Source organism: Amycolatopsis thailandensis (assembly GCF_002234405.1).
Lineage (GTDB): Bacteria > Actinomycetota > Actinomycetes > Mycobacteriales > Pseudonocardiaceae > Amycolatopsis > Amycolatopsis thailandensis.
The window spans coordinates 24769-49881 of sequence record NZ_NMQT01000061.1 but is presented as its reverse complement, the minus strand read 5'-3'; the positions used below and the strand labels follow the sequence as shown (position 1 = coordinate 49881).

Here is a 25113-nt window from a genome sequence, read left to right as displayed (position 1 = left end):
AGTGGAAAAATGGCCACGAAAAGGACGGCACCCGTGCGCAAGGTCGCGATCATCGGCGGCAACCGGATCCCCTTCGCCCGTTCGAACGGTCCGTACTCGAAGGCGTCGAACCAGGACATGTTCACCGCCGCCCTCGACGGCCTGGTCAGCCGCTTCTCCCTGCAGGACGAGGTGATCGGCGAGGTCGCCGCCGGCGCGGTGCTCAAGCACGCCCGCGACTTCAACCTCGCCCGCGAAAGCGTCCTCGGCAGCAGGCTGAACCCCGCCACCCCGGCGTCGGACGTGCAGATGGCCTGCGGCACCGGCCTCCAGGCGATCGTCAACGTCGCCAACAAGATCGCCCTCGGCCAGATCGACTCGGCCATCGCGGGCGGCGTCGACACCACGTCCGACGCGCCGCTCGCGGTCAACGACGACCTGCGCCAGATCCTCGTGCAGCTCAACGCCGCGAAGACGCTCCCCGAACGGCTGAAGCTCGCCGCGAAGCTGCGCCCCGGTCACATCGTCCCGGAGATCCCGCGCAACTCCGAGCCGCGCACCGGCCTTTCCATGGGCGAGCACGCCGCGCTGACCGCGAAGGTCTGGGAGATCACGCGCGAGGCACAGGACGAACTCGCCGCGACCAGCCACCAGCGTCTCGGCGCCGCGTACGACAAGGGCTTCTTCGACGACCTGGTGACGCCGTACCTCAAGCTGGCCCGCGACCAGAACCTGCGCCCGGACTCCAGTGTCGAGAAGCTCGCGAAGCTGAAGCCCGCCTTCGGTGGCCCCGAGGGCACGATGACCGCGGGCAACTCGACGCCGCTGTCCGACGGCGCGTCGACGGTCCTGCTCGCGACCGAGCAGTGGGCGAAGGCGCGGAAGCTGCCGGTGCTGGCGTACCTGACGTTCTCGCAGACCGCGGCCGTCGACTACGTCCACGGTGACGAAGGCCTGCTGATGGCGCCCGCATACGCCGTCCCGCAGATGCTCACGCGCGCCGGGATCACCCTGCAGGACTTCGACTTCTACGAGATCCACGAGGCCTTCGCCTCGCAGGTGCTCGCCACCCTCAAGGCGTGGGAGGACCCGCAGTTCGCGAAGTCGAAGCTGGGCCTCGACGAGCCGCTCGGCTCCATCGATCGGGCGAAACTGAACGTCAACGGTTCTTCGCTGGCGGCCGGGCACCCGTTCGCCGCGACCGGCGGCCGTATCGTCGCCACCCTCGCGAAGCTGTTGAACGAGAAGGGATCCGGCCGCGGCCTCATCTCGATCTGCGCGGCGGGCGGACAGGGCGTCACCGCCATCCTCGAGAAGTAGCCGGTTCGCCTGGAGCGGATCGGGGAAAAACCCCGGTGCCTTTGTCGGCGCCGGGGTCTAGTTTGTCCGCATGTTCGCAGTTCAGGCGAAAGCCCTGGTCAAGACCTACGGCTCCACCCGGGCGCTCGACGGGGTCGATCTGTCGATCCCGACGGGCAAGGTGCTGGGCCTGCTGGGGCCGAACGGCGCCGGCAAGACGACGACCGTCCGCATCCTGACCACGCTGCTCCGCCCGGATTCGGGCGAAGCGGAGGTGGCCGGGCACGACGTGCTGGCCCAGCCCGACGCCGTCCGGCGGTCGATCGGGCTGTCCGGCCAGTACGCCGCCGTGGACGAGAACCTCACCGGGTTCGAGAACCTGTACATGGTCGGCAGGCTGTACGGGAGCAAGAAGGCCGCGGCGAAGTCGAGGGCGCGCGAGCTGCTCGCGCGGTTCCGGCTGGAAGACGCGGCGGACCGCCCCGCCAAGACGTATTCCGGCGGTATGCGGCGACGGCTCGACCTCGCGGGAGCGCTGGTCGCCGAGCCGACGGTGGTGATCCTCGACGAACCGACCACCGGGCTCGACCCGCGCGGCCGGATCGACACCTGGGAGGTCATCAAGGAACTCGTCGCCGACGGCACCACCGTGCTGCTGACCACGCAGTACCTGGAGGAGGCCGATCAGCTCGCCGACTCGATCGTCGTGATCGACAAGGGGAAGGTCATCGCGCGCGGCACCGCAGACGAGCTCAAGCAGGAAATCGGCGGCGAACGGCTGGAACTGGTCGTGGCCTCCGCCGACGACCTCGCGGCGACCACGCAGGTGCTCGCCGAGGTCGGCTCGGGGACGCCGTCGGTCGACGAGCACACCCGCAAGGTCGACGTCCTGGTCGAGGGCGGGCCGAAGGCACTGATCGAGGCACTGCGGCGGCTGGACGCGCAGGGCGTCGCCGTCCAGGACGTCGCGCTGCACCGGCCGACGCTCGACGACGTCTTCCTTTCGCTGACAGGGCACGCCACGGACGAGGGGGAGAAAAAGTGAGCGCGGTCGCGAAGGCCTTTTCCGACGGTGGCGTGATCACCTGGCGGAACCTGAAGAACGTCCAGCGCAACCCGGACTGGCTGATGGCGGCGACGCTGCAGCCGATCATGTTCGTGCTGCTGTTCGCGTACGTCTTCGGCGACGCGATCGGCGGCGAAGCGGGCGGCCTCGCGTATCGCGAGTTCCTGATCGCCGGCATCTTCGCGCAGACGGTCGCGTTCAACTCGGCGTTCACCGTGATCGGGTTCGCGAACGACCTGCAGAAGGGCATCATCGACAGGTTCCGGTCGCTGCCGATCTCCCGGCTCGCGGTGATCTTCGGGCGGACGACGTCCGACCTGGTGATCAGCGTCGTGGCGCTGGTCGTCATGTCGCTGTGCGGGCTGCTCGTCGGCTGGCGGATCCGCGGCAGTTTCCTCGACGCGGTGCTCGGCTACCTGGTGATGCTGATGTTCGCCTGGGCGCTGTCCTGGGTCGGCGCGTGGATCGGGCTCGTCGCGCGCAGTGTCGAGGTGGCGCAGAGCGCCGGGCTGATGTGGATGTTCCCGCTGAGCTTCATCTCGACGGCGTTCGTCCCGGCGGACAAGCTGCCGGGCGTGCTGAAGGCGATCGCCGACTGGAACCCGTTCACCGCGGTGATCAATTCGGCGCGTGACCTGTTCGGCAACCGGTTCGGCGTGGCCCCGACGGGCTGGCCCGCCGAGCACGCCTCGCTGTACGCGATCCTGTGCTGCATCGCCATCATCGCGATCTTCGCGCCGCTGGCGACGGCCCAGTACAAGAAGGTCGCGAGCCGCTAGAAAACTTTTGTGCGGAAATGTCGAAGCGCCGTCGAGCCGCTCGACGCGTCGTTGAAGGCGAGGTAGAAACAGCCCCGCCAAGACACTGAGGAGCAGCGATGCGGTTTCTGATGATGCACCGGCTGGACGAGAGCGCCCCGGAAGCCTGGAACCCCAGCAAGGAGTTCATCGAGCAGATGGGCGCCTTCGTCGAGGACTCGTTCAAGAAGGGCATCCTCATCACGGCGGAGGGCGTGCACCCGTCGGAGCGGGGCGCGAAGGTCCGCAAGGCGCGCGGCGGCAAGATCACCGCGACCGACGGCCCGTTCACCGAGACCAAGGAGGTCATCGGCGGGTTCGCGCTCATCAACGCGAAGGACTTGGCGGAGGCCGTCGCTTTCGCGGAGACCTACGCGGCGCTGTTCGACGAGATCGAGGTCGAGGTCCGCACGGTCGTCGAGATGGAAGACATCGAGGCCTTCACCGGGTGAGCCCTCGGTCCCGTAAATGTCATGAGGGGTCCCCATAGGACACATTTCGTCCTATGGGGACCCCTCATGACACTCTCTGGAGCCGAGCTACTTCGTGATGGCCTTCTCGGCGCGCTTCGCCAGCTTCTCGGCGCGCTTCTCCGTCTTGGAAGCGGCACGCTTGGCGCGCCAGCCGAGCGAAGGCTTGCCGGCGGTGTCCGCAGCGGCGAGCAGCAGGCCACCGGCGAGACCGGCGTTCTTGATGAACTGGATCTGCTGCTGCTGACGTTCGGCCGGTTCCTTGACCTCCCAGAACCGGTGCGCGGCCAGCGTCGTCGGGACGAGGCTGCCGAGCAGCAGCAGCGAGGCCAGGCGTGGCGCCTTGCCCGCGGCGAGCGCCACCCCGACGCCGACCTTCACCGCGGCGTCGATGCGGACGAGGGTGGCCGGGTCGCGCGGCACCGATTCCGGCACCACGCCTTCCAGCTTGTCGAAGGACTCGGTGAGGAACGGCTCCGCGGCCTTGGCGTGCCCCTGGGTGTCCCTGAGCGCGCCGATCCCACCGGAGATGAAGATCGCGGCGAGGAGCGGACGTGCGACGCGACGGAGAATCACGGTCGTAACCTTTCTGGATCCGGGCCCGGGAAACAAACCTATCCCCAGTCTTCCCGCCCGCCACCTCGCCGAACCGCGCTAACGGAGTATCCTAAAATATTTCTCTGGCGCTAGACGACGCTAGATTTCACTAGCGGGCCGGATACGCCCTCGGCAGCTTGAAGCCGCGATCGGCCGCGACCTCCCGCAACCGGTCCGGGTAGTCGGTGATGATCCCGTCGACGCCGTCGTCGATCAGCTTGTGCATGGTGGCCGGATCGTCGATCGTCCACGGCACGACCTTGATGCCCGCGCGATGCGCCTCGGTGACCAGCGCTTTCGTCGTGAACGGCTGGTAGCCGGGGTCGCCGACCTTGCCGCCCTGCGGGTTGCCGTGCACCGGTGAAAGAGCGCTCACGCCGAACGACTTCACCGCGCGGACGGGGCTGCCGCCGAAGTCGTCGATGTCGAGCCCGCCGAGCCACGGCGACTTGCCGGTTTGCCCGACCTGCAGGAACTCCGGCTGGGTGAGGGCGACCGTCGGAATCCACGGCGCGACCTTCCGCAGGAGCATCAGGGCGCCCCAGTCAAAGCTCTGGACAGTGACGTTGTGCGCGAATCCGCCACGCAGGATCTCGCGCACCGCCCGCCGGACGAACTGTTCGCGCGGCGCGGTCTCCTGCGGGGCGGCGGCCTCGACCTTGGTCTCGATGTTGAACTTGATCCCCCAGGCGCGGTGGTCGCGCGCGAGCTGGAACAGCTCGGCGAGCGTCGGCATCTTGGCGCCGGGGGAGAGCGTCTGGCCGGGGTGGGCGGGCTGCCGGATCGAACCGCAGTCCAGCGTGCGGACCTGCGCGAACGTCAGGTCCTTCACGTATTTGCCGACATACGGGTACGCCGGGTCGCCGGGCGTGGCGGGCGCGGTGTCGCGACACTTCGCGGCTGTCGTCTTGCGGTCGTGGGTGATCACCTCGCGACCGTCCTTGGTGATCTGGAGGTCGAGTTCGAGCGTGGTCACCCCCAGCTCCATCGCCTTGCCGAACGACGCGAGCGTGCTCTCGACCGTGAGACCGAGTCCGCCGCGGTGGGCCTGGATGTCGAAGGAGCGACGCGGATGCGCGTCGGCGACCCCGGCCGTGCCGAGGGTCAGCGCAGCGGCCATGACCAGCGCGAATGTCTTCATCCGGGAACCATGCCACGGCCGGGTGAACTTCGATTGACTTTGACGCAACGTCAACCTCTACCTTCGTGGACATGCCGAACGAGAAGGAGTGGTCGATCCAGGACATCGCCCGCTCGGCCGGGACCACGAGCCGCACGCTGCGCCACTACGGCGACATCGGGCTGCTCGAACCGAGCCGGGTGGGGAGCAACGGATACCGCTACTACGACCAGGACGCGCTGGTGCGGCTGCAACGGATCCTGCTGCTTCGCGAACTCGGGCTGAGCCTGCCCGCGATCGCCGAAGTGCTCGAAGGAGAGCGGGACACGACGGCGGCGCTGCGCACGCACCTGGAGTGGCTGGAGCAGGAGCGACAGCGGCTCGGACGGCAGATCGAATCGGTCAGGACGACCTTGAAGAAGACGGAGAGAGGTGAACGACTGATGGCAACGGAAGTGTTCGACGGCTTCGACCACACGAAGTACGAGAAGGAGGTCACCGAGCGCTGGGGCGCCGACGCCTACAAGCAGGGTGACCGCTGGTGGAAGTCGCTGAGCGCCGAGGACAAGAAGGCGCACCAGCAGGAGCAGAAGGACATCGCGGCCGCGTTCGGCGAGGCCCGCGCCCTGGGTCTGCCCGCGGACGGTGACGAGGCTCAGGCGATCACGCGGCGGCTGTACGAGTGGCTCCGCCCGGCGGTGCGAGCCGTCTCGAAGGGCTACTTCGCCGGTCTCGGGCAGCTGTACGTCGACGACCCGCGCTACGGGCAGTACGACGAGAAGCACGGCGCCGGCACCGCGGAGTACATCCGTGACGCGATGGCGGTCTACGCCGAGCGCAACTTGCGCGACTAGGAAGGTGGACGGGGCTGCAGACCCGTCCCCCGGCTGAACCACGAGGTCTCCCAAAGGGCGCTCAGCGCCCGACGGAGACTTCACGTCGCGCGCGGCTTTTGGCCGAAGGCCACGGAAACGCGATGAAGGGGCGCCATTTTGATCAAGGTGAGCGCAAACCGGAACTGCGCCTCTTCGGCGCTTTTCCGTCAGCGCGACACGCCGTAGGCGAATATCACCGAATATCGGGTCCACGCTAGAAACGCCGATAGCGTGTGAGAGTGGATCCCATCCGCAACCCCTTCGCTCCGGGCGCCGGTCAACGGCCGCCCGAGCTGGCAGGTCGCATGCGCGAGCTGCAGGCCTTCGAGGTCGTGCTCGAACGGGTCGCGCGAGGAAGACCGGAGCGCAGCCTGATGCTGACCGGTCTGCGCGGCGTGGGGAAGACAGTGCTGCTGGGCGAACTGCGCTCGAAGGCCATCAAGCATGGCTGGGGCGCGGGCAAGATCGAGGCCCGCCCGGACACCGAACTCAGGCGGCCGCTCTCGGCCGCGTTGCACCGCGCGATCCGCGACCTCGCGGTGCGCCATCGTGCGCCGGACCGTGTCGAGCAGGTTCTCGGCGTGCTCAAGGCGTTCGCGCTGCGCGCCAACAAACCGGACGCGAAGCTCCGCGACCGCTGGCAGCCCGGCATCGACGTGCCCGCCGCGCAGGGCCGCGCCGATTCCGGCGACATCGAGATCGATCTGGTCGAGCTGTTCACCGAGGTCGCGGAACTGGCCGCCGACGTCGGCACCGGGGTCGCGCTGCTGATCGACGAGATCCAGGATCTGCTGCCCGAGGACGTTTCCGCGCTCTGCGCCGCCTGCCACGAGCTCTCGCAGTCCGGGGCGCCGCTGGTCGTGGTCGGCGCGGGACTGCCGCACGTGCCCGCTGTCCTTTCGGCGTCGAAGTCATACTCGGAACGCCTCTTCCGCTACGCGCGCATCGACAGGCTGGAGCGCGAAGACGCCGACCTGGCCGTAATGGCGCCCATCGAACGCGAGGACGCGGGCATCGAACCGGAGGCGCTGGACGCCCTGTTCGACGCGTCCGGCGGCTACCCGTACTTCATCCAGGCGTACGGCAAGGCGGCCTGGGACGCCGCGCCCGCGGATCCGATCACCGTGAAGGACGTCCACGTCGCCGCCCCGGAGGCCGAATCGGAACTGGCGGTCGGCTTCTTCGGCTCCCGCTACGAGCGCGCGACGCCCGCCGAACGCGAGTACCTGCTCGCGATGGCCGAGCTGACCCAGGGCAGGGACGAGGCCGCCGGCACTGCCGATGTGGCCGTCTACCTGGGGCGGAAGCCTTCGTCACTGTCGCCGGCGCGGGACAGCCTGATGAAGAAGGGCCTGGTCTACTCCGCCGAGCGTGGGCACATCGCCTTCACCGTCCCGCATTTCGGCCACTACTTGCTCGGGCGGGACTAAGCCTCTCTCAAGCTTTATAGCGTCAAACCTAGAAAGCCGTAGAGAGCCCTACGCGCGCCGATGAAACCTCGGCGCGCGAGCCACGGGCGCCCCAAACCTCCGGTCGACAGCCCTGAGCTGCTCCAAACGGGTGTACGCAGCCGTCCGGAAACGCCGCCAGAGATGCTCAGCGTTATCAAGAAGTGACCGGCGACACCAAATCTCTCCGGATTTCACCTCTCGTTGCCGATGATTCATCGGCAGGTGTGCCACATCACCGGATAATCGTTGGCTTCCTTGTGAAAAAGGGTGCATACTAGAAGCACAGCCACCGAGACACAAGACCCTCAAGGGGATGACTTAAACCGATGAACAACATCGCCGCCAAGCTCCGTGCCCGTCGCGCCGAGGCTCGCACTCGCCGGGCCCTGAACCGGGCGATCGACACCGCGGCCACCGCGACCGTTCGTCAGGAGCTCATCGCTATCTCCCAGGCGCATCACACGCACATGCGCTGATCCGACAACAACCGTTGTAGGTGTCGCCCATTCGAGTGACCTACGACACATAGTGCGTGAGGTGTAACGCCGCGGAACGCGGCGTCGATACCCACTACGACCCCGTGATGCTGGCGGACCCCCGACCTGGCAGCATCACGGGGTTTCCATATGTCCACCCCCGAAAGATTTCGCGACGTCACCGCTTCGCGAAGTAACACTTGACTTGGTCAACGAATCTGTTGAGATAGTCAAATGACTCGCGCAGCAGACCGGGTGGCCACCGTCCGGGCCTTCAACCGCCTGTACACCGGCGTGATCGGCATCCTCGACGAAGGACCGGCCGACGCCGAGTACTCCCTGAGCGAGGCCAGGGTTCTGTTCGAGCTCGCGCAGCAGGATCCGACCCAGGTCACCGACCTGCGCAAACGTCTCGACCTCGACGCCGGGTACGCGAGCAGGCTGCTGGCGCGACTCGAAGAACGAGGTCTTCTCACGCGCGAACGCAGCGACGAGGACGCCCGCCGTCAGATCGTCAGGCTGACCGAGAACGGCCACCAGGCCTTCGCCGTCCTCGACGCCCGCTCGGTGGGCCGGATCGGCTCGCTGCTCGGCCGGTTCGGCGACGACGACCAGAAGCGGCTGCTCGGCGCGATGGACACGATCACCTCGCTGGTCGGCGAGCGCCCGTCGGATCCCACGCTGGTCCTGCGCCCGCCCCGCCCGGGCGACTTCGGCTGGGTGGTCCACCGCCACGGCGCCCTGTACTCCCGCGAGTACGGCTGGGACGAACGCTTCGAAGCCCTCGTCGCCCGTGTCGTCGCGGAATACGTCGACAACCGCGGCGAACCCCGGCAGGCGGGCTGGATCGCCGAACTCGCCGGAGAGCGCGTCGGCAGTGTCTTCTGCATGCCAGCCGAAGACGGTGTCACGGCCAAGCTGCGGATGTTGATCCTCGAACCGTCGGCACGGGGGCGCGGCGTCGGGAAACGCCTGGTCACCGAGTGCGTCGAGTTCGCGAGGGCGGCCGGCTATCCGGCGATGGAGCTCTGGACGGTCTCGCTGCTGGAGGCGGCGAGGGCGATCTACCAGAAGGCAGGCTTCCGGCTGGTGAGCGAAGAGACGATCCCGGGCTTCGGCTATGAGCTCACCGGTCAGACCTGGCGGCTGGAGTTTTGACCGTCTTTCACCACCGGCGTCGATTTGCGGCGGGCTTGTTCGTCTAGGGACCATCGATCCCAGGGAGGACGCCATGCCGAACTACATCGGTTTCATCCGCGCGACGAAGGACTCGCACGAACACCTAGGCCCCGACGAAGCACAACGCGTGCTCGAGAACTACATGGCCTGGGCGGACGAGCGCACGAAGGAGGGCCGGTTCGTCAGTGGCGGCGGCCTGTCGAAGCGCGGCCGGGTACTGCGCGGTTCCGGCGGCGAGGTCGGCGCGACCGACGGGCCGCATACCGAGGCCACCGAAATCGTCGGCGGCTACCAGGTGATCGAGGCCGCGGACCTCGACCAGGCGGAGAAGATCTTCGCGACGCATCCGCATCTGGAGTTCGGGCCGATCGAGGTGCGCAAGATCGGCGAACGCGGCTGCGAGGACTGATGCCGAAGTTCGTCGGTCTGATGACCTTTTCGCAGGACATCTCGTCGGCGGAGCCCGCCGGTGACGGCATCGAGCGGTATTTCGCCTGGCAGGACGAGCTGCGGGCGTCCGGCAAGCTGATCGCGGCCGCCGGCTTGGCCCCGGAATCACGGGTGGTGCGCGCCGGGACGATCACCGACGGCCCGTTCACCGAGGCCAGCGAGATCGTCGCCGGGTATCTCGTGGTCGAAGCCGCTGATCTCGACGAGGCGGCGAAGCTGTTCGAGACGCATCCGATCGCGGTGGACGGTGCCGGGATGTTCGTGGTCAGCGAGATCGCGCTCGATCTCGACACCTCACGCGAGGAACACCTGAGCCGCCTCGGGCTGTCATGAGCCGCCCGGCCGGCGTGGTGGAGCATCTGTTCCGGCACAGCGCCGGGCGGATCGTCGCCACGCTGGCCAGGGCGCTCGGCCCCGAACGGCTGGACCTGGCCGAAGAGGCTGTCGCCGACGCTCTGGAGCAGGCTTTGCGCACCTGGCCGCAGTTCGGGGTGCCGGACAACCCGCGGGGCTGGCTGTTCCGGGCCGCGCGGAATCGGGCGATGGACGTCGTCCGGCGTGAACAAACGCTGCGCGCGCTGCTGCCGCGGCTCGTGGAGCTCGGCGGAATCGAAGACGACCAGCGCACGGACGACGAGCTCGTGCTGATGTTGCTGTGCTGTCATCCCGCGCTGCCGATGGTGTCGCAGGTGGCGCTGACGTTGAAGACCGTCGGCGGGCTCGGGGTGAACGAGATCGCGGCGGCGCTGCTGACGAAACCGGCGACTGTGGCGCAGCGGCTCGTGCGGGCGAAGAAGTGGCTGCGGGAGTCCGGGAAACCGCTCGCGCTCCCCGGACCGGACGCGCTTGAGTCCAGAGTGGACAGTGTGCTGGCCGTGCTCTATCTGTTGTTCAACGAGGGCTACGACGCGACGACCGGAGCGGTCGCGGTGCGCGGCGAACTGTGCGGCGAGGCGATCCGGCTGGGACGGCTGCTGCTGGCCGGGCCGGAAACGGATCTGCCGAGGGTGCGGGCGCTGGTCGCGTTGATGCTGCTCCAGGCGAGCAGGCTGCCCGCCCGGGTCGACCGGGACGGCGATCTGCTGCTGCTCGACGAGCAGGACCGGGCCCGCTGGGACCACGCGATGATCGCCGACGGAAAGCGGCTGTTCGAGCGGGCGTGCACCGGGCCGGAGATGTCGGCGTACCACGTCGAGGCGGCGATCGCGTTGTGCCACAGCACGGCTCCGCCGCCGGATTGGCGCCGGATCGTCGGCCTGTACGACGACCTGCTCGCGCTGCGCCCGTCGCCGGTGGCGCGGCTGAACCGCGCGATCGCGCTTTCGATGGTGGAGGGCGCCGTCGCCGGGATCGCCGAACTCGAAGCCGTCGAGGCCGATCTACCGGACTACACGCTGCTGCCCGCCGTCCTCGGCGCGCTCTGGCTGCGGGCCGGCGACCCGGCACGCGCCGCGGTCCACTACCGGCGAGCGCTCACGCTGCCGTGCTCGGAACCGCAACGCCGCTTCCTCACCCGGCGCCTGACCTCCTGCGACCCAGCCTCCTGAATACGAAAAGGGCCGCGTCCGAACCGGACGCGGCCCTCTCGCGGAACTGACTAGTGGACGCCGATTTCGCGGAGATCCTTGTCGTGCTCGTCGGCGTGGTAGTCCTCGGGCGCGGTGTCGTCCGTGCCGTTGAAGACCTTCATCCGCCGTGCGATCACCGTGAAGATCACGGCGACCAGCAGGTTCGCCACCAACGCCACGAACCCGACGTAGATCTGCACCGGCGAACCGCTGAACGGGTGCCAGCCGAAGATCGACAGCTTGTCCAGCGCCAGCGCGGAGCCACCGAAGTGCGCCTTGCCGGTCGCCGGGTTCGGGATGTTGTAGAGCATGATCAGACCCCAGCCGATCCCGACCACCCAGCCGGCGATCAGGCCCCACCGGTGGAACCACCGCGTGTAGAGCGAGATCGCGACCGCGGGCAGCGTCTGCAGGATCAGCACGCCACCGATCAGCTGCAGGTCGATCGAGAACTGCGGGTCGATGAACAGGATGAACGCCACCGCGCCGAACTTCACGATCAGCGAAGCGAGCTTCGCCTGCTTCGCTTCCTGGCCCGGCGTCGCGTTCTTCTTGATGTACTCCTTATAGATGTTCCGGGTCCACAGGTTGGCCGCCGCGATCGACATGATCGCCGCGGGCACCAGTGCGCCGATGCCGATCGCGGCGAACGCGATACCGGCGAACCACGACGAGAACTGCGTGTCGAACAGCACCGGGACGACGGTGTTCGTGTCGGGCTTGCCGGTGGCGTTGTTGGTGATCGGCTTGACCGCGGCGCTGATCGCCACGTAGCCGAGCAGCGCCAGCAGGCCGAGCACCAGCGAGTACGCCGGGAGCGCGACCATGTTCCGCTTGATCACGCTGCGGCCGCGTGAGGCGAGCACGCTGGTGAGCGAGTGCGGGTACAGGAACAGCGCGAGCGCCGAACCGAGCGCCAGCGTGGCGTACTGCAGCTGGTTGTTGGCGTTGAGCAGGATGCCGTCCGCCTTCGACGGCGTCTGGTCGAACTTCGCCTGCGCCGAGTCGAAGATCGCCGACCAGCCGCCGAGCTTCGAGGGCAGGTAGATGATCGCCACGAGGATCACGATGTAGATCAGGATGTCCTTGACGAACGCGATCAGCGCGGGCGCGCGCAGCCCGGACTGGTAGGTGTAGACCGCCAGGATGATGAAGGCGACCAGCAGCGGCAGGTGGCCGACGATGCCGGAACCGTTGATGCCCATGGTCCGCAGCACCGCTTCGAGGCCGACGAGCTGCAGCGCGATGTACGGCATCGTCGCGATGATCCCGGTGATCGCGATCAGCAGCGCCAGCGTCGGCGAACCGAACCGGCCGCGGACGAAGTCGGCGGGCGTGACGTAGCCGCGGACCCGCGAGACCGACCACATGCGCAGCGCCGGCATCAACACGATCGGGTAGACGATGATCGTGTACGGCAGCGCGAACAGGCCCATCGCGCCGGCACTGAACATCAGCGCGGGGACGGCGACGAACGTGTACGCCGTGTAGAGGTCACCACCGAGCAGGAACCAGGTGATCCACGAGCCGAACTTGCGGCCGCCGAGGCCCCATTCGTCCAGGTGGTCGAGGGTGTTGCCGGCCTTCCAGCGGGAGGCGACGAAGCCGAGCACGGTGACCACCGCGAAGAGGATCGCGAAGATGATCAGCTCGGGCCATTGGATCTCGGTCACTTGACGTCCCCCTCGTCGAGCTCGTCCACGGACAGCCGGTCGGGACGGTCACTGGTCGGCTTGTCCTTCGTCATCACGAAGACGATCCACGTGCACAGGACGCCGACCGCCACGAACACGAATTGGAACCAGTAGAAGAACGGCATCCCGAACAGCCGGGGGCCGTCCGAATTGAACAAGGACGTGACCAGCACCAGCAACGGGATGATCAACAGGAGGTTCCAAGGGCTGAACTGAAAGCCCCTCACCTTCCCGTCTGCCTTACCTGACGCCATCGGACCTCACCTAACGTTCCCGTACCCCGGATGGACCCGATGACCCTAGAACCTCTCGCCCATCCGGGTCACGCCCGCCGGATATCGATTTGATCAGCGACGCCCCATCCGACGAAGGGCGGTTGCCGTCCCGCTCTTCGCCGGATATCAATAGCCGCAGTCGCGAACGGAACTTCGCACGCAAGATCAAAGGGGCATCGGATGAAGAAACTCCGCTATGCGGTGGTGATCCCGGCTGTCGCCGGCACCATGCTGGCCGGGTTCACTCCTGCGTTCGCAGGACCGGAGGCTGCCAAACAGCAGCCTCTGAACTCCACCAACATTCCTGCGCAGTACGCGAACCAGAAGCTCGACTGGCACAAGTGCACGGCGAACGAGCTGCCGTCCGCGCCGCCTCCCGGCGCCGAGAACATCGAATGCGCGACCTACCGCTCGCCGCGCAACTGGTACAAGTCCAACGAAGGCATCGACCTGACGATCGCCGTCAGCCGCCTCGCCGCCACCAGCGGCAACGCGACGGCCAGCGTCATCACGAACCCGGGTGGCCCCGGCGCTCCGGGCCGTAACTTCCCGGCCCGTCTGCGTAACCAGACGAAGCTGCGCGCGAACCAGGAGATCATCGGTCTCGACCCGCGCGGCACCGGCAAGAGCACCAACATCACCTGCGGCAACGCGATCGGCACCGGTTCCGACCTGGACCCGCGCGACCGCAGCCGGGCGAACCTCAACCTGATCCTGGACGCCACCAAGTACGCGGCGGACTCGTGCCAGGTGAAGTCCGGCGAGCTGGGCCCGCTCATCAACACCGCCCAGACCATCCGCGACATCGACCTGCTGCGTGTCCTCCTGGGCCGCGACAAGATCAACTGGGTCGGCTACTCGGCGGGTACCTGGCTGGGCGCGCACTACGCGCAGCAGTTCCCCACCCGGACCGGCCGCTTCCTGCTCGACTCGTCGACCGAGTTCACGACGACCTGGCAGAACTCGTTCGACGGGCAGCCGCTCGGCTTCGAGCGCCGCTGGCGTCAGGACTTCCTGCCGTGGATGGGCAAGTACGACAAGGTCTACGGCTTCGGCAAGAACGGTGAAGCCGCGCGTCAGAGCTACGAGAAGGTCCGCTTCGCGCTGACCCAGAACCCGGTCGAGGTGGACGGCGTCCCGGTGTCGGCCAACGCGCTCGACTCGACCATCGCCTCGTACCTGTACTCGAAGCGCAACTTCACGGCGCTGGCCGACTACCTGGTCAACCTGAAGACGCTGACCGAGGGCTCCGGCTCGCAGCAGCAGAAGGCCACGGCCGCGCAGAAGGTCAAGGCGGAGACCGTGGACGCCGACGGCGTCATCGGCCCGCAGCCGCTGTTCGTCCCGAGCGACGGCGACGCCTACAACGCCAGCTTCTGGTCCATCCCCTGCAACGAGGGCCCGTGGACCGGCAACCGGCAGAGCGTCATCCGCCAGTCGCAGAAGCTGATCGACCGCGATCTGCCGCTGCTCGGCGCCGGCTGGCTGATCCAGCCGTGCATCTTCTGGAAGAACAAGCCGGTCGACCTGCCGAAGCTCGACGGCCGCGGCGTCCCGCCGGTGCTGATCGTCCAGTCGGTGCACGACCCGGCGACCCCGATCGAGGGCGCGACCCGTGCGCACCGCGCGTTCGCCAACTCGCGGATGATCACCGTGACCGGTGAGGGTGACCACGGCATCTACGCCGGCGGCAACACGGGTGTGGACAAGGTCGTGGAGGACTACCTCGTCGACGGCAAGGTGCCGAACGACCAGAGCCTCCCCGGACTCCCACTTCCGGTGCCCGCGGGCGGCTGAAGCCCCTAGGGATTGTGGCCCCGTCGAGTTTCGGCTCGGCGGGGCCCTGCTTTTGAACGGTCCACAGACCTGTGCACAGAGTTGTCCACAGGCTGGGGGTAACTCTGTGACAGGTGGGTCGTGAGTGGCGATTCGGATTCTGGTGGACCGGTATTTACCTACCCACGCCTGACTGGGCGAGAGTGGTGGTTCAGCGGCTGCCAGGGCGCGACGATGCGGGAATGGGGACGTTGAACGTCCCAATTCCTTCACCGTGGGGTGGCCGACGAGGTGACAGGGGAAGATCCCGGACGCTCAACGGCCGGAATCCTCCCCCGTCGACCACACCACCATCCACCACCACGACGAAACAGGGCCCCACCGACGACAGAACCCAGGACGTTCACCGCCCCGACTCCCACACCAACCAGACCGAGCGTGGAAGAACCGGGACGTTGAACGTCCCAAATCCTCCACAGTCGCCGGTCACACAAGTGGGCAGGCAAAGACGAGTCGACCAGAACCCGAATCGCCACTCACGACCAACGGGACCGGTATTAGTATTGGACCCATGGTGCGAGTGCCGTTGACGGACGAGGAACGCGAACGCGGCGAGCGGCTGGGGCTGGCGCTCCGGGACGCGCGCGCGTCGGCGTCGCGGAGCATGGTCGAGGTCGCGGCGGAGGCCGGGATCTCGGTGGAGACGCTCCGGAAGATCGAGACCGGGCGGATCCCGACGCCCGCCTTCTTCACGGTGATGGCGCTCGCGGACGCCGTCGGGCTGCCGCTGGACACGCTGAGGGCGGTCGCCGAAGGCAGTGCCGAGGACGTCGCCGAAGCGAGTTAGGCCGATCTCGTGTGATCAGAACCCGCACTCGCGTGATTGAGCACGGAACTCGCGTGATTGGGGGCGGATCACGCGGGTCAGGGGTGCAGGGTGGCCAGGGCGTGGGCCCGGTCGTTCAGGTAGAGGAAGCCGTCGATCGGCAGGTCGAAGCTGTTCAGCAGGCTTTCCAGGGTCGCGTATTCGTCCACGGAGAGCCGCAGGTTCTCGGCCATCGCGTGCGCGACGAGGACGTCCGCCAGTTCTTCCCATTCGCCCGACCAGTGCAGGGTGCGATAGAAGGCCAGGACGTCCGGCGCGACGCGGTTGCCGAGCTGGTCGAGCAGGCTGTCGCCGAAGAAGCTGATGCGGCCGGCGGCGAGGTCGGCGACGGTCGGGTTCGCCGGATCCGCCGCGGTGTCGGGATTGCGGACCACGCCGGGGCCTGCGACCGGGTAGCCCGTCTTGACGTTGCCGTTGTCCTCGACCAGCACGATGAGATGCACGCCGTACCGTTCGCCGGCACAGCGCCAGCGGCCGTTGTACTGTCTGCGGCGCGGTTCACTCGGATCGTTCGCGACGTCCTTGATCACCGCGATGATCTGCTCGTCGGTCCAGCCCACGGGGAACTCGCTGGTCGCCCGCCGCCCGTTTCCCGGTGCGTGCCCGCCGCCCACTCGTGCTCCTTTCGTCGCATCGAGGGTAACCCGCGTTCGGCCTATCCGAATGATCCGAACGCGGGAACGGGTGACCTCAGCCGATCACGCTGAGCAGCACCGAGCCGACCACCAGCACGTCGACGCCCCGCATCGCCTGGAGAGCCGCGCCGCCGCCGCTGACGTCGTAGTTCATCGGCGGCCGCGTCGCCGTCCGCAAGGCGGCGACCACGGCGAGCGGGACACCCAGCCACACCGGCCACGCCGGGGTCACCCCGAGCGTCAGCGTCACCAAGCCGAGCAGCACTCCCCAGCCGAGGCCGAGCACGGCCACCACCAGCCCGTTGACCAGCCGCAACTCCCAGTCCGACGCGCCGAGCCACCGCCTACGGCCGGGATTGCGCCACAGTTCACCGAGCCCGCCGACGAAGGGCACGAGCGCCGCGTACGCGCCGACCGCGAACAGCGGCCCCGGCGGAACGGCGGGGAAGGCCAGGTGCCCGACACCCACCAGGCACGCGATCACCACACTCGCCGACGCGTAACGCAGGCGCCCGAACACCCCGGCCAACGCCAGCCGCAGCGTCGTCGGAGGTCGCAGCGAAAGCCACGGCACCGGCTTCGACTCCGGGATCAGCAGCATCGGATCCATGAACACCGCGGCCATCGCCCGCAGCAGCCGCGCGTTCCAGCCGTCGACGAGTTCCTGGCGCCCGACCCCGGACATCGGCTCGCCGCCGAAGGCCACCGCCACCGCCACGACGAACAGCACCCCGGCCAGCACCTCGATCGCGATCGGGCCCAGCCCCGCGGCGGCCACCGCCAGCCCGGCCAGCGCCAGCACGACCGGCCCCGCGGTCTCCCCGCGGATCGCCGTCCGCCGCGCGGTGACGGCCGCCAGGATCGCCCCGGACGCGGTCAGCGCCGACATCGCGATCCATACGTCCTTCGACCCGCCACCGATCGCGGTGACCAGCGCCCCCGTGTAGCCGACCACCAGGACCAGCCCGAGCCAAAGGGTCCACATCCGCTTCACGACGACGCGGCGCCTGTCGACGCTCGCGAAGTCCATCCACGTCAGTGCCGCCGGTTCGGCCCAGACGAAACCGCGGCGCAACAGGCTGCGCCAGAACATCGCGCACAGCACGACCAGCAGACCGAACACCGCCGGGAAGTCCACAGAGGACAGTCCGAAAAGGAATGAACGCAGCTTCGGGAGGTTCTCGAACGCGGTGAACAACGCGCCGAAACCGAACAGCGCCAGGAAAGTCTGGTAGTCCCCGTTGAGCAGCCCGCCGAATCGCTGTCGTCCCGGAACACGCGTGGGGGCCTTGGTGCTCACCACAACTCGAGGGTCGAGTCGGCCGCTTCGAGCAGCGGGGGATGATGCGTGGCCACGACGACGGCCGCCCCGGCTTTGGTCGACCGCGCGATCAGCGACGTCAGCCATTCCTTCCCGGCGACGTCGAGCGCCCGTTCGGGCTCGTCGAGCAGCAGCACGTCGTGCGGCCGCGCCGTCGCGCCGAGGAGGAGCAGCCGGCGGCGCTGCCCGGCCGAGAACTTGCCCGCGGTGACCTTCGCGCGTTCCGACAATCCCGCGTCGGCCAGCAAAGCCTCGTGGTCGCCGAGATCGGCTCCGAACGAACCCTCCAGCAATTCGAGATGCTGGAGCGGGGTCAATTCGGCGAAGAAATCGGAATCGTCGAACAACACGGAAACCTTGCGGCGAAAGGAGACATCGCGTTCATCGGGCTTTCCGCCCGCGACGACGACCCGGCCCCGCTGCGCGGCCTGCGTCCCGTAAAGGCACCGCAGCAGTGTCGATTTCCCGACCCCGTTCGGGCCGACGATGACCGCGCATTCGCCCGCCTCGACCTCGAAATCGAGGCCGTCGAACAACCAGTGCTCCCCGGCTTGGACACCGAGCCCGCGTACGTCGATCATCGGCCGCGCAACAACTCGATCACCGGCGCGAACGCGTCCATGTTGTGCTCCAGCACGGTGAAATAGCCGAAGCCGAATCGCTCGCGATGCGCCAGGATCTGTTCCGCGATCTGCTCGTGCGTGCCGACCAGGGCGGTCGGCAGCTCGGCGAGCTGTTCGACCGTGAGCTTGCCGTCGAGCAGCTCCCGCAGGCTCTCCAGCCCCTCTTGCCGGTCTTCGACCACGGCGATGAAGTGCGGGAGGATATTGAATTCGGCTTCGCGGCCGTTCAGTTTCCCGCGGACGAAATCCACCCGCTCTTCGATACCGGCCGCGTCATCGGGTACGAGCGCGCCGCCGTCGGGAACGGCCGCCGTGCCGGTGAACCCGATGATGTCGGCGTGTTCGGCGGCGAGCGTGAGCAACCTGTCGCCGCGGCCGGCGATCATCAGCGGCGGGCCCGGTTTCTGCACCGTGGGCGGTTTGTGTTTTTCGTCGGCATAGAGCCGGTTGAGCTCTTTGATGGTGTTTTCGAGGTGGTCGACGCGCTTTCCGGCGCGGGGGAACTCCATCCCCGCCGCCTCGAATTCGGCCTTCACGTAGCCGGCCCCCAGGCCGAGCTCCAGCCTGCCCTCGGTGAACTGGTCCGTGCCGGTGACGTCGCGGGCCAGCAGCACCGGGTTGTAGAACGCGGTGTTGATGACGAAGGTGTTGAGGCGCGGGCGGCTCGTCACCTCGGCGGCGAGCACGAGCGCCGGGAACGGCGGTGCCATGCCGAGGTGGTCGGCCGCGCCGATGACGTCGAAGCCGAGATCCTCGGCCTTGCGGCATTTGCCGACCCAGGCGGCCCTGGTGTCCGGGACGACCATGTTGACGCCGAATTTGACCATGCGCCCACGGTACCCAGCGCGAAAGAGTAAAGCCTCATCCCCAGGAACGACCCTGGGGATGAGGCTTTGCTCCGGCGTTCGTACTAGCCGAGGCGCTGCTTCAGCGCGTCCAGCTCGTCACGCAGCGAAGACGGGACCTTGTCGCCGATCTTCTCGAACCACTCTTCGATCAGCGGCAGTTCCTTGCGCCACTCGTCGGCCGAGACGTCCAGGGCGGCCTGGATGTCGGCCAGCGGCTCCGCGAGGCCGTCGGTGTCGAGGTCCTCGGCGGACGGGACGAAACCGACCGGGGTCTCGTTCGCGTTGCCCTTGCCCTCGACGCGGTCGATGACCCACTTCAGGATGCGCGAGTTCTCGCCGAATCCCGGCCACAGGAAGCGGCCGTCGTCGCCACGGCGGAACCAGTTGACGTAGAAGATCTTCGGCAGCTTGTTCGCGTCGGCGTTCTTGCCGAGGTCCAGCCAGTGCTTGAAGTAGTCACCGGCGTGGTAGCCGAGGAACGGCAGCATGGCCATCGGGTCGCGGCGCACGTTGCCGACCGCGCCGGCGGCGGCCGCGGTGGTCTCCGACGACATGGTGGCGCCCATGAACACGCCGTGCTGCCAGTCGCGGGCCTCGTTCACCAGCGGAACGGTGGTCTTGCGGCGGCCGCCGAACAGGATCGCCGAGATCGGCACGCCCTGCGGGTCGTCCCACTCCGGCGCGAGGATCGGGCACTGCGACATCGGCGTGCAGTAGCGCGAGTTCGGGTGCGCGGCCTTCTCTTCCGACTCCGGCGTCCAGTCCTGCTTCTTCCAGGAGGTGGCGTGCGCGGGCTTCTCGCCCATGCCCTCCCACCAGACGTCGCCGTCGTCGGTGAGCGCGACGTTCGTGTAGACCGTGTTGCCCTTTTCGATGGTGCGCATCGCGTTGGGGTTCGTGTGCCAGTCGGTGCCCGGCGCGACGCCGAAGAAGCCGAACTCGGGGTTCACCGCGTACAGGCGGCCGTCCTCGCCGAACCGCATCCACGCGATGTCGTCGCCGAGGGTCTCGGCACGCCAGCCGGGGATGGTCGGCTGGAGCATCGCGAGGTTGGTCTTGCCGCAGGCGCTCGGGAACGCCGCCGCGACGTAGTGGACCTTGTCCTCCGGCGAGATCAGCTTGAGGATCAGCATGTGCTCGGCCAGCCAGCCCTCGTCACGGGCGATGACCGAGCCGATGCGCAGCGAGTAGCACTTCTTGCCCAGCAGCGAGTTGCCGCCGTAGCCGGAGCCGTAGCTCCAGATCTCGCGGGTCTCGGGGAAGTGCGAGATGTACTTGGTGGTGTTGCACGGCCAGGAGACGTCCTTCTGACCCGGCTCCAGCGGCGCGCCGACGGAGTGCAGGGCGGGGACGAACGAGCGCTCGGTGCCGTCCTCGGTGACGAACTTGTCCAGCGCGGCCTGGCCGGCGCGGGTCATCACGCGCATGGAGGCGACGACGTAGGCGAAGTCGGTGATCTCGATGCCGAGCTTGGGGTCTTCCGCACCGAGGGGGCCCATGCAGAAGGGGATGACGTACATCGTGCGACCGCGCATGCACCCGCGGTACAGCTCGGTCATCGTGGCCTTCATCTCGGCCGGGTCCATCCAGTTGTTGGTGGGACCGGCGTCTTCTTCGTCATCCGAACAGATGAAGGTGCGCTCTTCGACGCGGGCGACGTCGTTGGGGTCGGAGGCGGCCCAGTACGAGTTGGGCTTGGCGTCGAGCTGCACGAACGTGCCGGCGGAGACCAGTTCGGCGTTGATGCGCGCGGCCTCTTCGTCGGACCCGTCGACCCACACCACGCGGTCCGGAGTGGTCAGTTCGGCGACCTCCCGGACCCAGGACAGGACGCCACTGTGCGTCGTCGGCGCTTTTTCCAGTCCAGGGATGGCGACTGCGGTCATCTCTACTCCTGACTTCCGACGGCAGAAGCCCACATCGGGAACGACGCTGTTCCGATGCGGGCTTCGATGCCGGCGACCGAATGGCTTCGCACACCGGCGGGAAGACCGGTGTGCAGGTTTTGGGATTCCCCGAGAGTAGCCGGATGACCGGCAGGTAACCGAGAGCTGACCTGTCGGTTCTCTCACAAGAACGATAAGGGAATCGATTCAGTATCACCGGAATGGGCCATAAGCAGAAATTCTTCCGGTGATCGAAGGCACAACCTCGGGGCATCCGCAGCGCGAATCGGACATGAGAAAGCCCGGCACGAGGTCTCGTACCGGGCTGTTCTGTGACCAGGATTACACGAATTGGCCCATCGAAATGGACTAAACCATTCTTCTATTGGTTTAGTCCATTTCAGGATTTAGTTGGGACTGATCCACTGGCCGGTGGCGGAATCGATCTTCGCCACTCCTTCGAGTGTTTCGGTGCCCGCGCCGCCCCAGGCCGCGTCGCCCGCGGGGTCGCCCTCGGCAGCCGCCGGGGTGTTCGCGAAGGCCGAGCCGATGTCCTCATTGACCACACCGCTGCCGGTCTCGGTCCACTGGCCGGGTCCGGTGTGCTCGTAGGTCTTGGAGTTGCCGGAGGCGTCGGTCTCCACCGCGATGTCGGCGTTGCCGTCACCGTCCTTGTCGGTGAAGGCGATCGTGCGACCGTCCTGGGTCTGGACGACGGCGGTGTCGGGATTGCCGTCACCGTCGGTGTCGATCGTCGCGGGGCCGACCTCGACGTCGCCACTGGGCATGTCGGCGTGCATGGTGCCGCTGGTGCCCGCGTCCGAACCGTCGTCGTGGCCGCCGCCACCGGCCTCGACCCAGGCACCGGAGGCCTCGTCGTAGACGGCCTCCTGGACGACCTTGCCGTTCTCGTCGAGCACCGCGTACTGATCGGCCTCGCCGTCGCCGTCGGTGTCGACGAACGCCTGGCCGGTGCCGTCGTCGTGCTGGATGACGGCCGCGTCGTTGACGCCGTCCTTGTCGAGGTCGTAGTTGAGCTCGGCCTGGTACTCCTCGCCGTCAACGTGGACCGTGACCGCCTCCGTGGAGCCCGCCTCGGTGTCCGTGCCGCCGCTCTCGTCGACCCACATGGGATAACCCCCTCGTTGACCTGCTGGTGTGTCGAAGCTTATGACTCACCGTAGGCCCGTTCGGTTCCGGTGGCTACTTCGTGAGGACGACACCGATCAGGAAGACCAGTCCGACGACGAGGACGAAAATCCCGACGATGCCGAGCAGGACTCCGAGGATCAGCTTCTTGCGGCGCCTCGGATCACGAACGGCCTCGCTCAGCCGTTGCAGCTTCGCGGGAAACCCCTTCTGAGGCGGCAGCGGAGGGAACGGGCTTCCCGCTGGTCCCGGCGGCGGGAACTGCTGCCCGAAGGGCGGCTGCTGTCCGTACGGAGGCTGCTGCTGTCCGAAAGGCTGCTGTGGTCGCTGGGGAAAGGTCACGCTTGATTGTCGCGCAGTGACCGAATGCGACCGAGGAGGGCTTCGGCGCGGTCTCGGCCGTCGGAGACGTCCTTCAAGCGCTTCGCGACGATCGAGATCTTCTTCGCCCGTTCCTGCGCGCCCATCTTGATCGTCTTGTCGACTTCCTTCAGCTCCGCCTCGATCGCGTCGATGCGGCGGCCCAGGGCTTCGTCGAGCGCCATCGACAGCTGCTGTTCGGCTTCGATCAGCTGCTCCGCGACGAGCTGGTCCAACGTGGACCGCGCGTCGGCGATCGCTTCGACCAGCCACTGCTTCATGTGCTGCTTGTCCGACGCGTGCTTGCGGGTCCGCGCCATCCACCAGCCGGCGCCGAGGCCGATGATGATCGTCGCGGGCAGGATCACCGGGTTCAGGATCGCGACGCCCGCCAGCGGCAGCGCGGCGACCTTCCCGGCGCCGAGACCGCCGGAAACCCCCATGAAGATGAGCAGTTTGTCCTCGGCCGTCGGCGGTTTCTTGTCCGGCGGGCGCAGGACGACCGGCGGGCCGCCCGCCCTGGCGAACTGGCCGCGGATGATGTCGAGCTCCTCGGCCGAGAACAGCTCGGCGAGCGCGACGTTGGTGACCTGGTTGAGCCGCTGGGAGAGCAGCATCGAGATCCGCTGCGACGTCGTCTGCAACGCGATGTCGACCTGCTGGGGCAGCGCGGCGAGATCGTCGCGCTTCGAGCCGTCGATCCGCTGCCGGAAATGCGTCGACGCGTCGCGCATCTGCCTGCTGGTCTCGTGCCCGACCTCGACGCGGGTCCGCTGGATCTCGGCGCGCAGTTTCAGCTGCCAGCCCCGGGTCGAAGACCGGCGTTCGGTGCTCAGGTCGTCGCGACGCTGGCGCAGCTGTTCCGCTTCGGCCTCGCCGGCGGACAACGCACGGCTCTCCGCCTGCGCCTTCGCCTTGAGCTCGGCGAGCGCGCTCGACAGCGCTCGCAGGGTGTTGGCCTCGCCCAGCATCGCCGAGCGGCCGACCAGCATCTCCTGCAACGCGCCCTGGAGCGCGGCGATCCCGGCCTTCTCGCGCAGCATCATCGCCATCTGCTCGTTCGGGGCCTTGGCCGCCGTCTCGAACATGCGCGCGGACACCGGGTGGAACACCGCGTCGGCGAACCGGGGCGCGTGCTCGGCGAGCAGCCGCCGGTCGGCTTCGAGGACCTCGCGCCAGCCGCGGAACTGGTCGGTCTTGGTGAGGGCGAACAGCACGGTCTCGACGCGCTCGCCCATGTCGTGCAGGAATTGCAGCTCCTGCGCGGTGAACGGCGACGAGGCGTCCACGACGAACAGCAGCGCGGTGGCGCCGGCGGCCGCCTCCTTCGCCAGCTCGCCGTGCATCGAGTCGAGCCCGCCGACGCCCGGCGTGTCCACAATGGACACACGTTCGAGCAACGGGACCGGACCGGAGACCTCGACATAGCGCGGCGGGATCTGCCCTTCCGGCAGTTCGTGCGCGGCCGAGACCCAGTGGATCAGGTCGTTGAGGTTGATCGGCACCGGCGCCAGCTGGCCGGGGTAACAGGCCTGCGCGGACCACTGCTCCGCGTGCTCGAAGACGAGGTACGTCGCCGTGGCGACGTCGGCGTCCACAGGGGACAGTCCCGGCATGGACAGGAGCGCGTTCACGAGCGAGCTCTTGCCGCGGTTGGTCTCGCCGACCACCACGACCGACGGCTTCTTCGGCCGCGCCTTCCGGATGTCCTCGACCCATTTCGCGGCCTGAGGATCGGCTTCGCGGACGACGGTGAGGAGCTGTTCGCGCGTGCTCTTGACGAGGGCCGGCAGGTTGGCCGCCGCGCTCGGAGCGGTCACTGGGCCTTCTTCGCGTAGACGATGACGATCGGCGCGCGCAGGACACGGTCGTGATCGGCGAAACCGACGACCTCCGTCTCCGCGACGAGCCCTTCGAGCGCCGGGTCCTCGGTGGCGACCGCGCCGCCCGCCTCGTGCACGGCGGGATCGAACCGCTCACCGTCCGGACGCAGGGCACGGACGCCGATCCCGGCGAGACCGTGTTCGAGCCGCTCGACGACACCGCCGCTGCGGGCGCGATCGAGGGCGTACAGGCAGAGCTGGATCAGCGCCTGCCTGTCGGCGAGAGCCTGTTCGAGGTCGGCCGGACCCGTGGTCGTGGACTCCACATCGGTGTTCGACGCGGCTTCGGCGGCCTCGGTTCCCTCGGGCGGCGAAGTCTCCCCGTCGACCTCGGCGATGATCGCCGCGATGTTCACCGCGGAGATCTGGCCGGTCGGCACGTCGTCAGGATTCTCCTCTTCGACCGCCTTCTTGCGCAGCCAGGCACCCACCGAATCGACCCCCGTTACT

Annotated in this window: 26 protein-coding genes; 13 read left to right on the top strand and 13 right to left on the bottom strand. The window is 67.8% G+C overall.

Going from position 1 to position 25113, the window contains the following annotated elements:
* Positions 1–9 precede the first annotated feature (9 nt).
* The 4 genes from CFP71_RS17975 to CFP71_RS17960 all read left to right on the top strand — a co-directional run bounded on the left by CFP71_RS17975 (position 10) and on the right by CFP71_RS17960 (position 3593).
* Complete coding sequence (locus tag CFP71_RS17975; protein WP_093935020.1) at positions 10–1299, top strand: acetyl-CoA C-acetyltransferase; 1290 nt, start codon at positions 10–12, stop codon at positions 1297–1299.
* Between the two features lie 70 nt (positions 1300–1369).
* On the top strand, positions 1370–2323 hold the full coding sequence (locus CFP71_RS17970; protein ID WP_093935019.1) for an ATP-binding cassette domain-containing protein: 954 nt from the start codon (positions 1370–1372) through the stop codon (positions 2321–2323).
* Positions 2320–3123, top strand: a complete 804-nt coding sequence (locus tag CFP71_RS17965; protein ID WP_093935018.1) for an ABC transporter permease — start codon at positions 2320–2322, stop codon at positions 3121–3123. The genes CFP71_RS17970 and CFP71_RS17965 overlap by 4 nt, the downstream gene beginning before the upstream one ends.
* A gap of 98 nt (positions 3124–3221) precedes the next feature.
* The gene (locus tag CFP71_RS17960) at positions 3222–3593 is read left to right on the top strand and encodes a YciI family protein (RefSeq protein WP_093935017.1); all 372 of its coding nucleotides are present in this window, start codon (positions 3222–3224) and stop codon (positions 3591–3593) included.
* Between the two features lie 87 nt (positions 3594–3680).
* Here CFP71_RS17960 and CFP71_RS17955 read toward each other — a convergent pair whose 3' ends face one another.
* Together CFP71_RS17955 and CFP71_RS17950 are read right to left on the bottom strand one after the other, a co-directional pair.
* Entirely contained in the window at positions 3681–4187 is a 507-nt protein-coding gene (locus tag CFP71_RS17955; RefSeq protein WP_093935016.1) for a DoxX family membrane protein, read from the bottom strand.
* A gap of 130 nt (positions 4188–4317) precedes the next feature.
* Complete coding sequence (locus CFP71_RS17950) at positions 4318–5349, bottom strand: glycerophosphodiester phosphodiesterase family protein (protein WP_093935015.1); 1032 nt, start codon at positions 5347–5349, stop codon at positions 4318–4320.
* 71 nt (positions 5350–5420) lie between these two features.
* Here CFP71_RS17950 and CFP71_RS17945 point away from each other — a divergent pair, with 71 nt between their 5' ends.
* The 7 genes from CFP71_RS17945 (at position 5421) to CFP71_RS17920 (ending at position 11306) form a co-directional block, all read left to right on the top strand.
* Positions 5421–6182: a MerR family transcriptional regulator gene (locus CFP71_RS17945; RefSeq protein WP_093935030.1), complete on the top strand. Its 762-nt coding sequence runs from the start codon at positions 5421–5423 to the stop codon at positions 6180–6182.
* A gap of 260 nt (positions 6183–6442) precedes the next feature.
* The gene (locus CFP71_RS17940; RefSeq protein ID WP_093935014.1) at positions 6443–7633 is read left to right on the top strand and encodes an ATP-binding protein; all 1191 of its coding nucleotides are present in this window, start codon (positions 6443–6445) and stop codon (positions 7631–7633) included.
* Between the two features lie 347 nt (positions 7634–7980).
* Positions 7981–8130, top strand: coding sequence for a hypothetical protein (locus CFP71_RS44195; protein ID WP_005155873.1), 150 nt, complete (start codon positions 7981–7983; stop codon positions 8128–8130).
* A 234-nt stretch (positions 8131–8364) separates the two neighbouring features.
* On the top strand, positions 8365–9288 hold the full coding sequence (locus CFP71_RS17935; protein ID WP_093935013.1) for a bifunctional helix-turn-helix transcriptional regulator/GNAT family N-acetyltransferase: 924 nt from the start codon (positions 8365–8367) through the stop codon (positions 9286–9288).
* Positions 9289–9361: 73 nt separating this feature from the next.
* A complete protein-coding gene (locus tag CFP71_RS17930; protein ID WP_093935012.1) occupies positions 9362–9718 on the top strand; it encodes a YciI family protein in 357 nt (118 codons plus the stop codon).
* Entirely contained in the window at positions 9718–10092 is a 375-nt protein-coding gene (locus CFP71_RS17925) for a YciI family protein (protein WP_093935011.1), read from the top strand. The genes CFP71_RS17930 and CFP71_RS17925 overlap by 1 nt, the downstream gene beginning before the upstream one ends.
* Complete coding sequence (locus CFP71_RS17920) at positions 10089–11306, top strand: RNA polymerase sigma factor (protein WP_093935010.1); 1218 nt, start codon at positions 10089–10091, stop codon at positions 11304–11306. Before CFP71_RS17925 ends, CFP71_RS17920 begins: the two co-directional genes overlap by 4 nt.
* Positions 11307–11356: 50 nt before the next feature.
* Here the strand turns inward: CFP71_RS17920 and mctP are convergent, their stop codons facing one another.
* Positions 11357–13000 (bottom strand): monocarboxylate uptake permease MctP, encoded by a 1644-nt coding sequence (gene mctP / locus CFP71_RS17915; RefSeq protein ID WP_093935009.1) that lies wholly within the window; start codon positions 12998–13000, stop codon positions 11357–11359.
* Positions 12997–13275: a DUF3311 domain-containing protein gene (locus tag CFP71_RS17910; protein WP_093935008.1), complete on the bottom strand. Its 279-nt coding sequence runs from the start codon at positions 13273–13275 to the stop codon at positions 12997–12999. The genes mctP and CFP71_RS17910 overlap by 4 nt, the downstream gene beginning before the upstream one ends.
* A gap of 201 nt (positions 13276–13476) precedes the next feature.
* Here CFP71_RS17910 and CFP71_RS17905 point away from each other — a divergent pair, with 201 nt between their 5' ends.
* Together CFP71_RS17905 and CFP71_RS17900 are read left to right on the top strand one after the other, a co-directional pair.
* Entirely contained in the window at positions 13477–15093 is a 1617-nt protein-coding gene (locus CFP71_RS17905) for an alpha/beta hydrolase (RefSeq protein WP_093935007.1), read from the top strand.
* Between the two features lie 550 nt (positions 15094–15643).
* The gene (locus CFP71_RS17900; RefSeq protein ID WP_093935006.1) at positions 15644–15919 is read left to right on the top strand and encodes a helix-turn-helix domain-containing protein; all 276 of its coding nucleotides are present in this window, start codon (positions 15644–15646) and stop codon (positions 15917–15919) included.
* Positions 15920–15996: 77 nt separating this feature from the next.
* Here CFP71_RS17900 and CFP71_RS17895 read toward each other — a convergent pair whose 3' ends face one another.
* The 9 genes from CFP71_RS17895 to grpE all read right to left on the bottom strand — a co-directional run bounded on the left by CFP71_RS17895 (position 15997) and on the right by grpE (position 25094).
* Entirely contained in the window at positions 15997–16572 is a 576-nt protein-coding gene (locus CFP71_RS17895) for an EndoU domain-containing protein (protein ID WP_093935005.1), read from the bottom strand.
* Positions 16573–16648: 76 nt separating this feature from the next.
* A complete protein-coding gene (locus CFP71_RS17890) occupies positions 16649–17896 on the bottom strand; it encodes a DUF6297 family protein (protein WP_093935004.1) in 1248 nt (415 codons plus the stop codon).
* Positions 17890–18495 carry an ABC transporter ATP-binding protein gene (locus CFP71_RS17885; protein WP_093935003.1) on the bottom strand — a complete coding sequence of 202 codons (606 nt, stop codon included), beginning with the start codon at positions 18493–18495 and terminating at the stop codon, positions 17890–17892. The genes CFP71_RS17890 and CFP71_RS17885 overlap by 7 nt, the downstream gene beginning before the upstream one ends.
* Complete coding sequence (locus CFP71_RS17880) at positions 18492–19364, bottom strand: LLM class F420-dependent oxidoreductase (protein ID WP_093935002.1); 873 nt, start codon at positions 19362–19364, stop codon at positions 18492–18494. Before CFP71_RS17880 ends, CFP71_RS17885 begins: the two co-directional genes overlap by 4 nt.
* Positions 19365–19447: 83 nt before the next feature.
* On the bottom strand, positions 19448–21271 hold the full coding sequence (locus CFP71_RS17875; RefSeq protein ID WP_093935001.1) for a phosphoenolpyruvate carboxykinase (GTP): 1824 nt from the start codon (positions 21269–21271) through the stop codon (positions 19448–19450).
* 407 nt (positions 21272–21678) lie between these two features.
* Positions 21679–22401: a hypothetical protein gene (locus CFP71_RS17870; protein ID WP_093935000.1), complete on the bottom strand. Its 723-nt coding sequence runs from the start codon at positions 22399–22401 to the stop codon at positions 21679–21681.
* A 73-nt stretch (positions 22402–22474) separates the two neighbouring features.
* Positions 22475–22762, bottom strand: coding sequence for a hypothetical protein (locus tag CFP71_RS17865; RefSeq protein ID WP_093934999.1), 288 nt, complete (start codon positions 22760–22762; stop codon positions 22475–22477).
* Complete coding sequence (locus CFP71_RS17860) at positions 22759–24600, bottom strand: dynamin family protein (protein ID WP_093934998.1); 1842 nt, start codon at positions 24598–24600, stop codon at positions 22759–22761. The genes CFP71_RS17865 and CFP71_RS17860 overlap by 4 nt, the downstream gene beginning before the upstream one ends.
* Complete coding sequence (gene grpE / locus CFP71_RS17855; RefSeq protein ID WP_093934997.1) at positions 24597–25094, bottom strand: nucleotide exchange factor GrpE; 498 nt, start codon at positions 25092–25094, stop codon at positions 24597–24599. The genes CFP71_RS17860 and grpE overlap by 4 nt, the downstream gene beginning before the upstream one ends.
* Positions 25095–25113 lie beyond the last annotated feature (19 nt).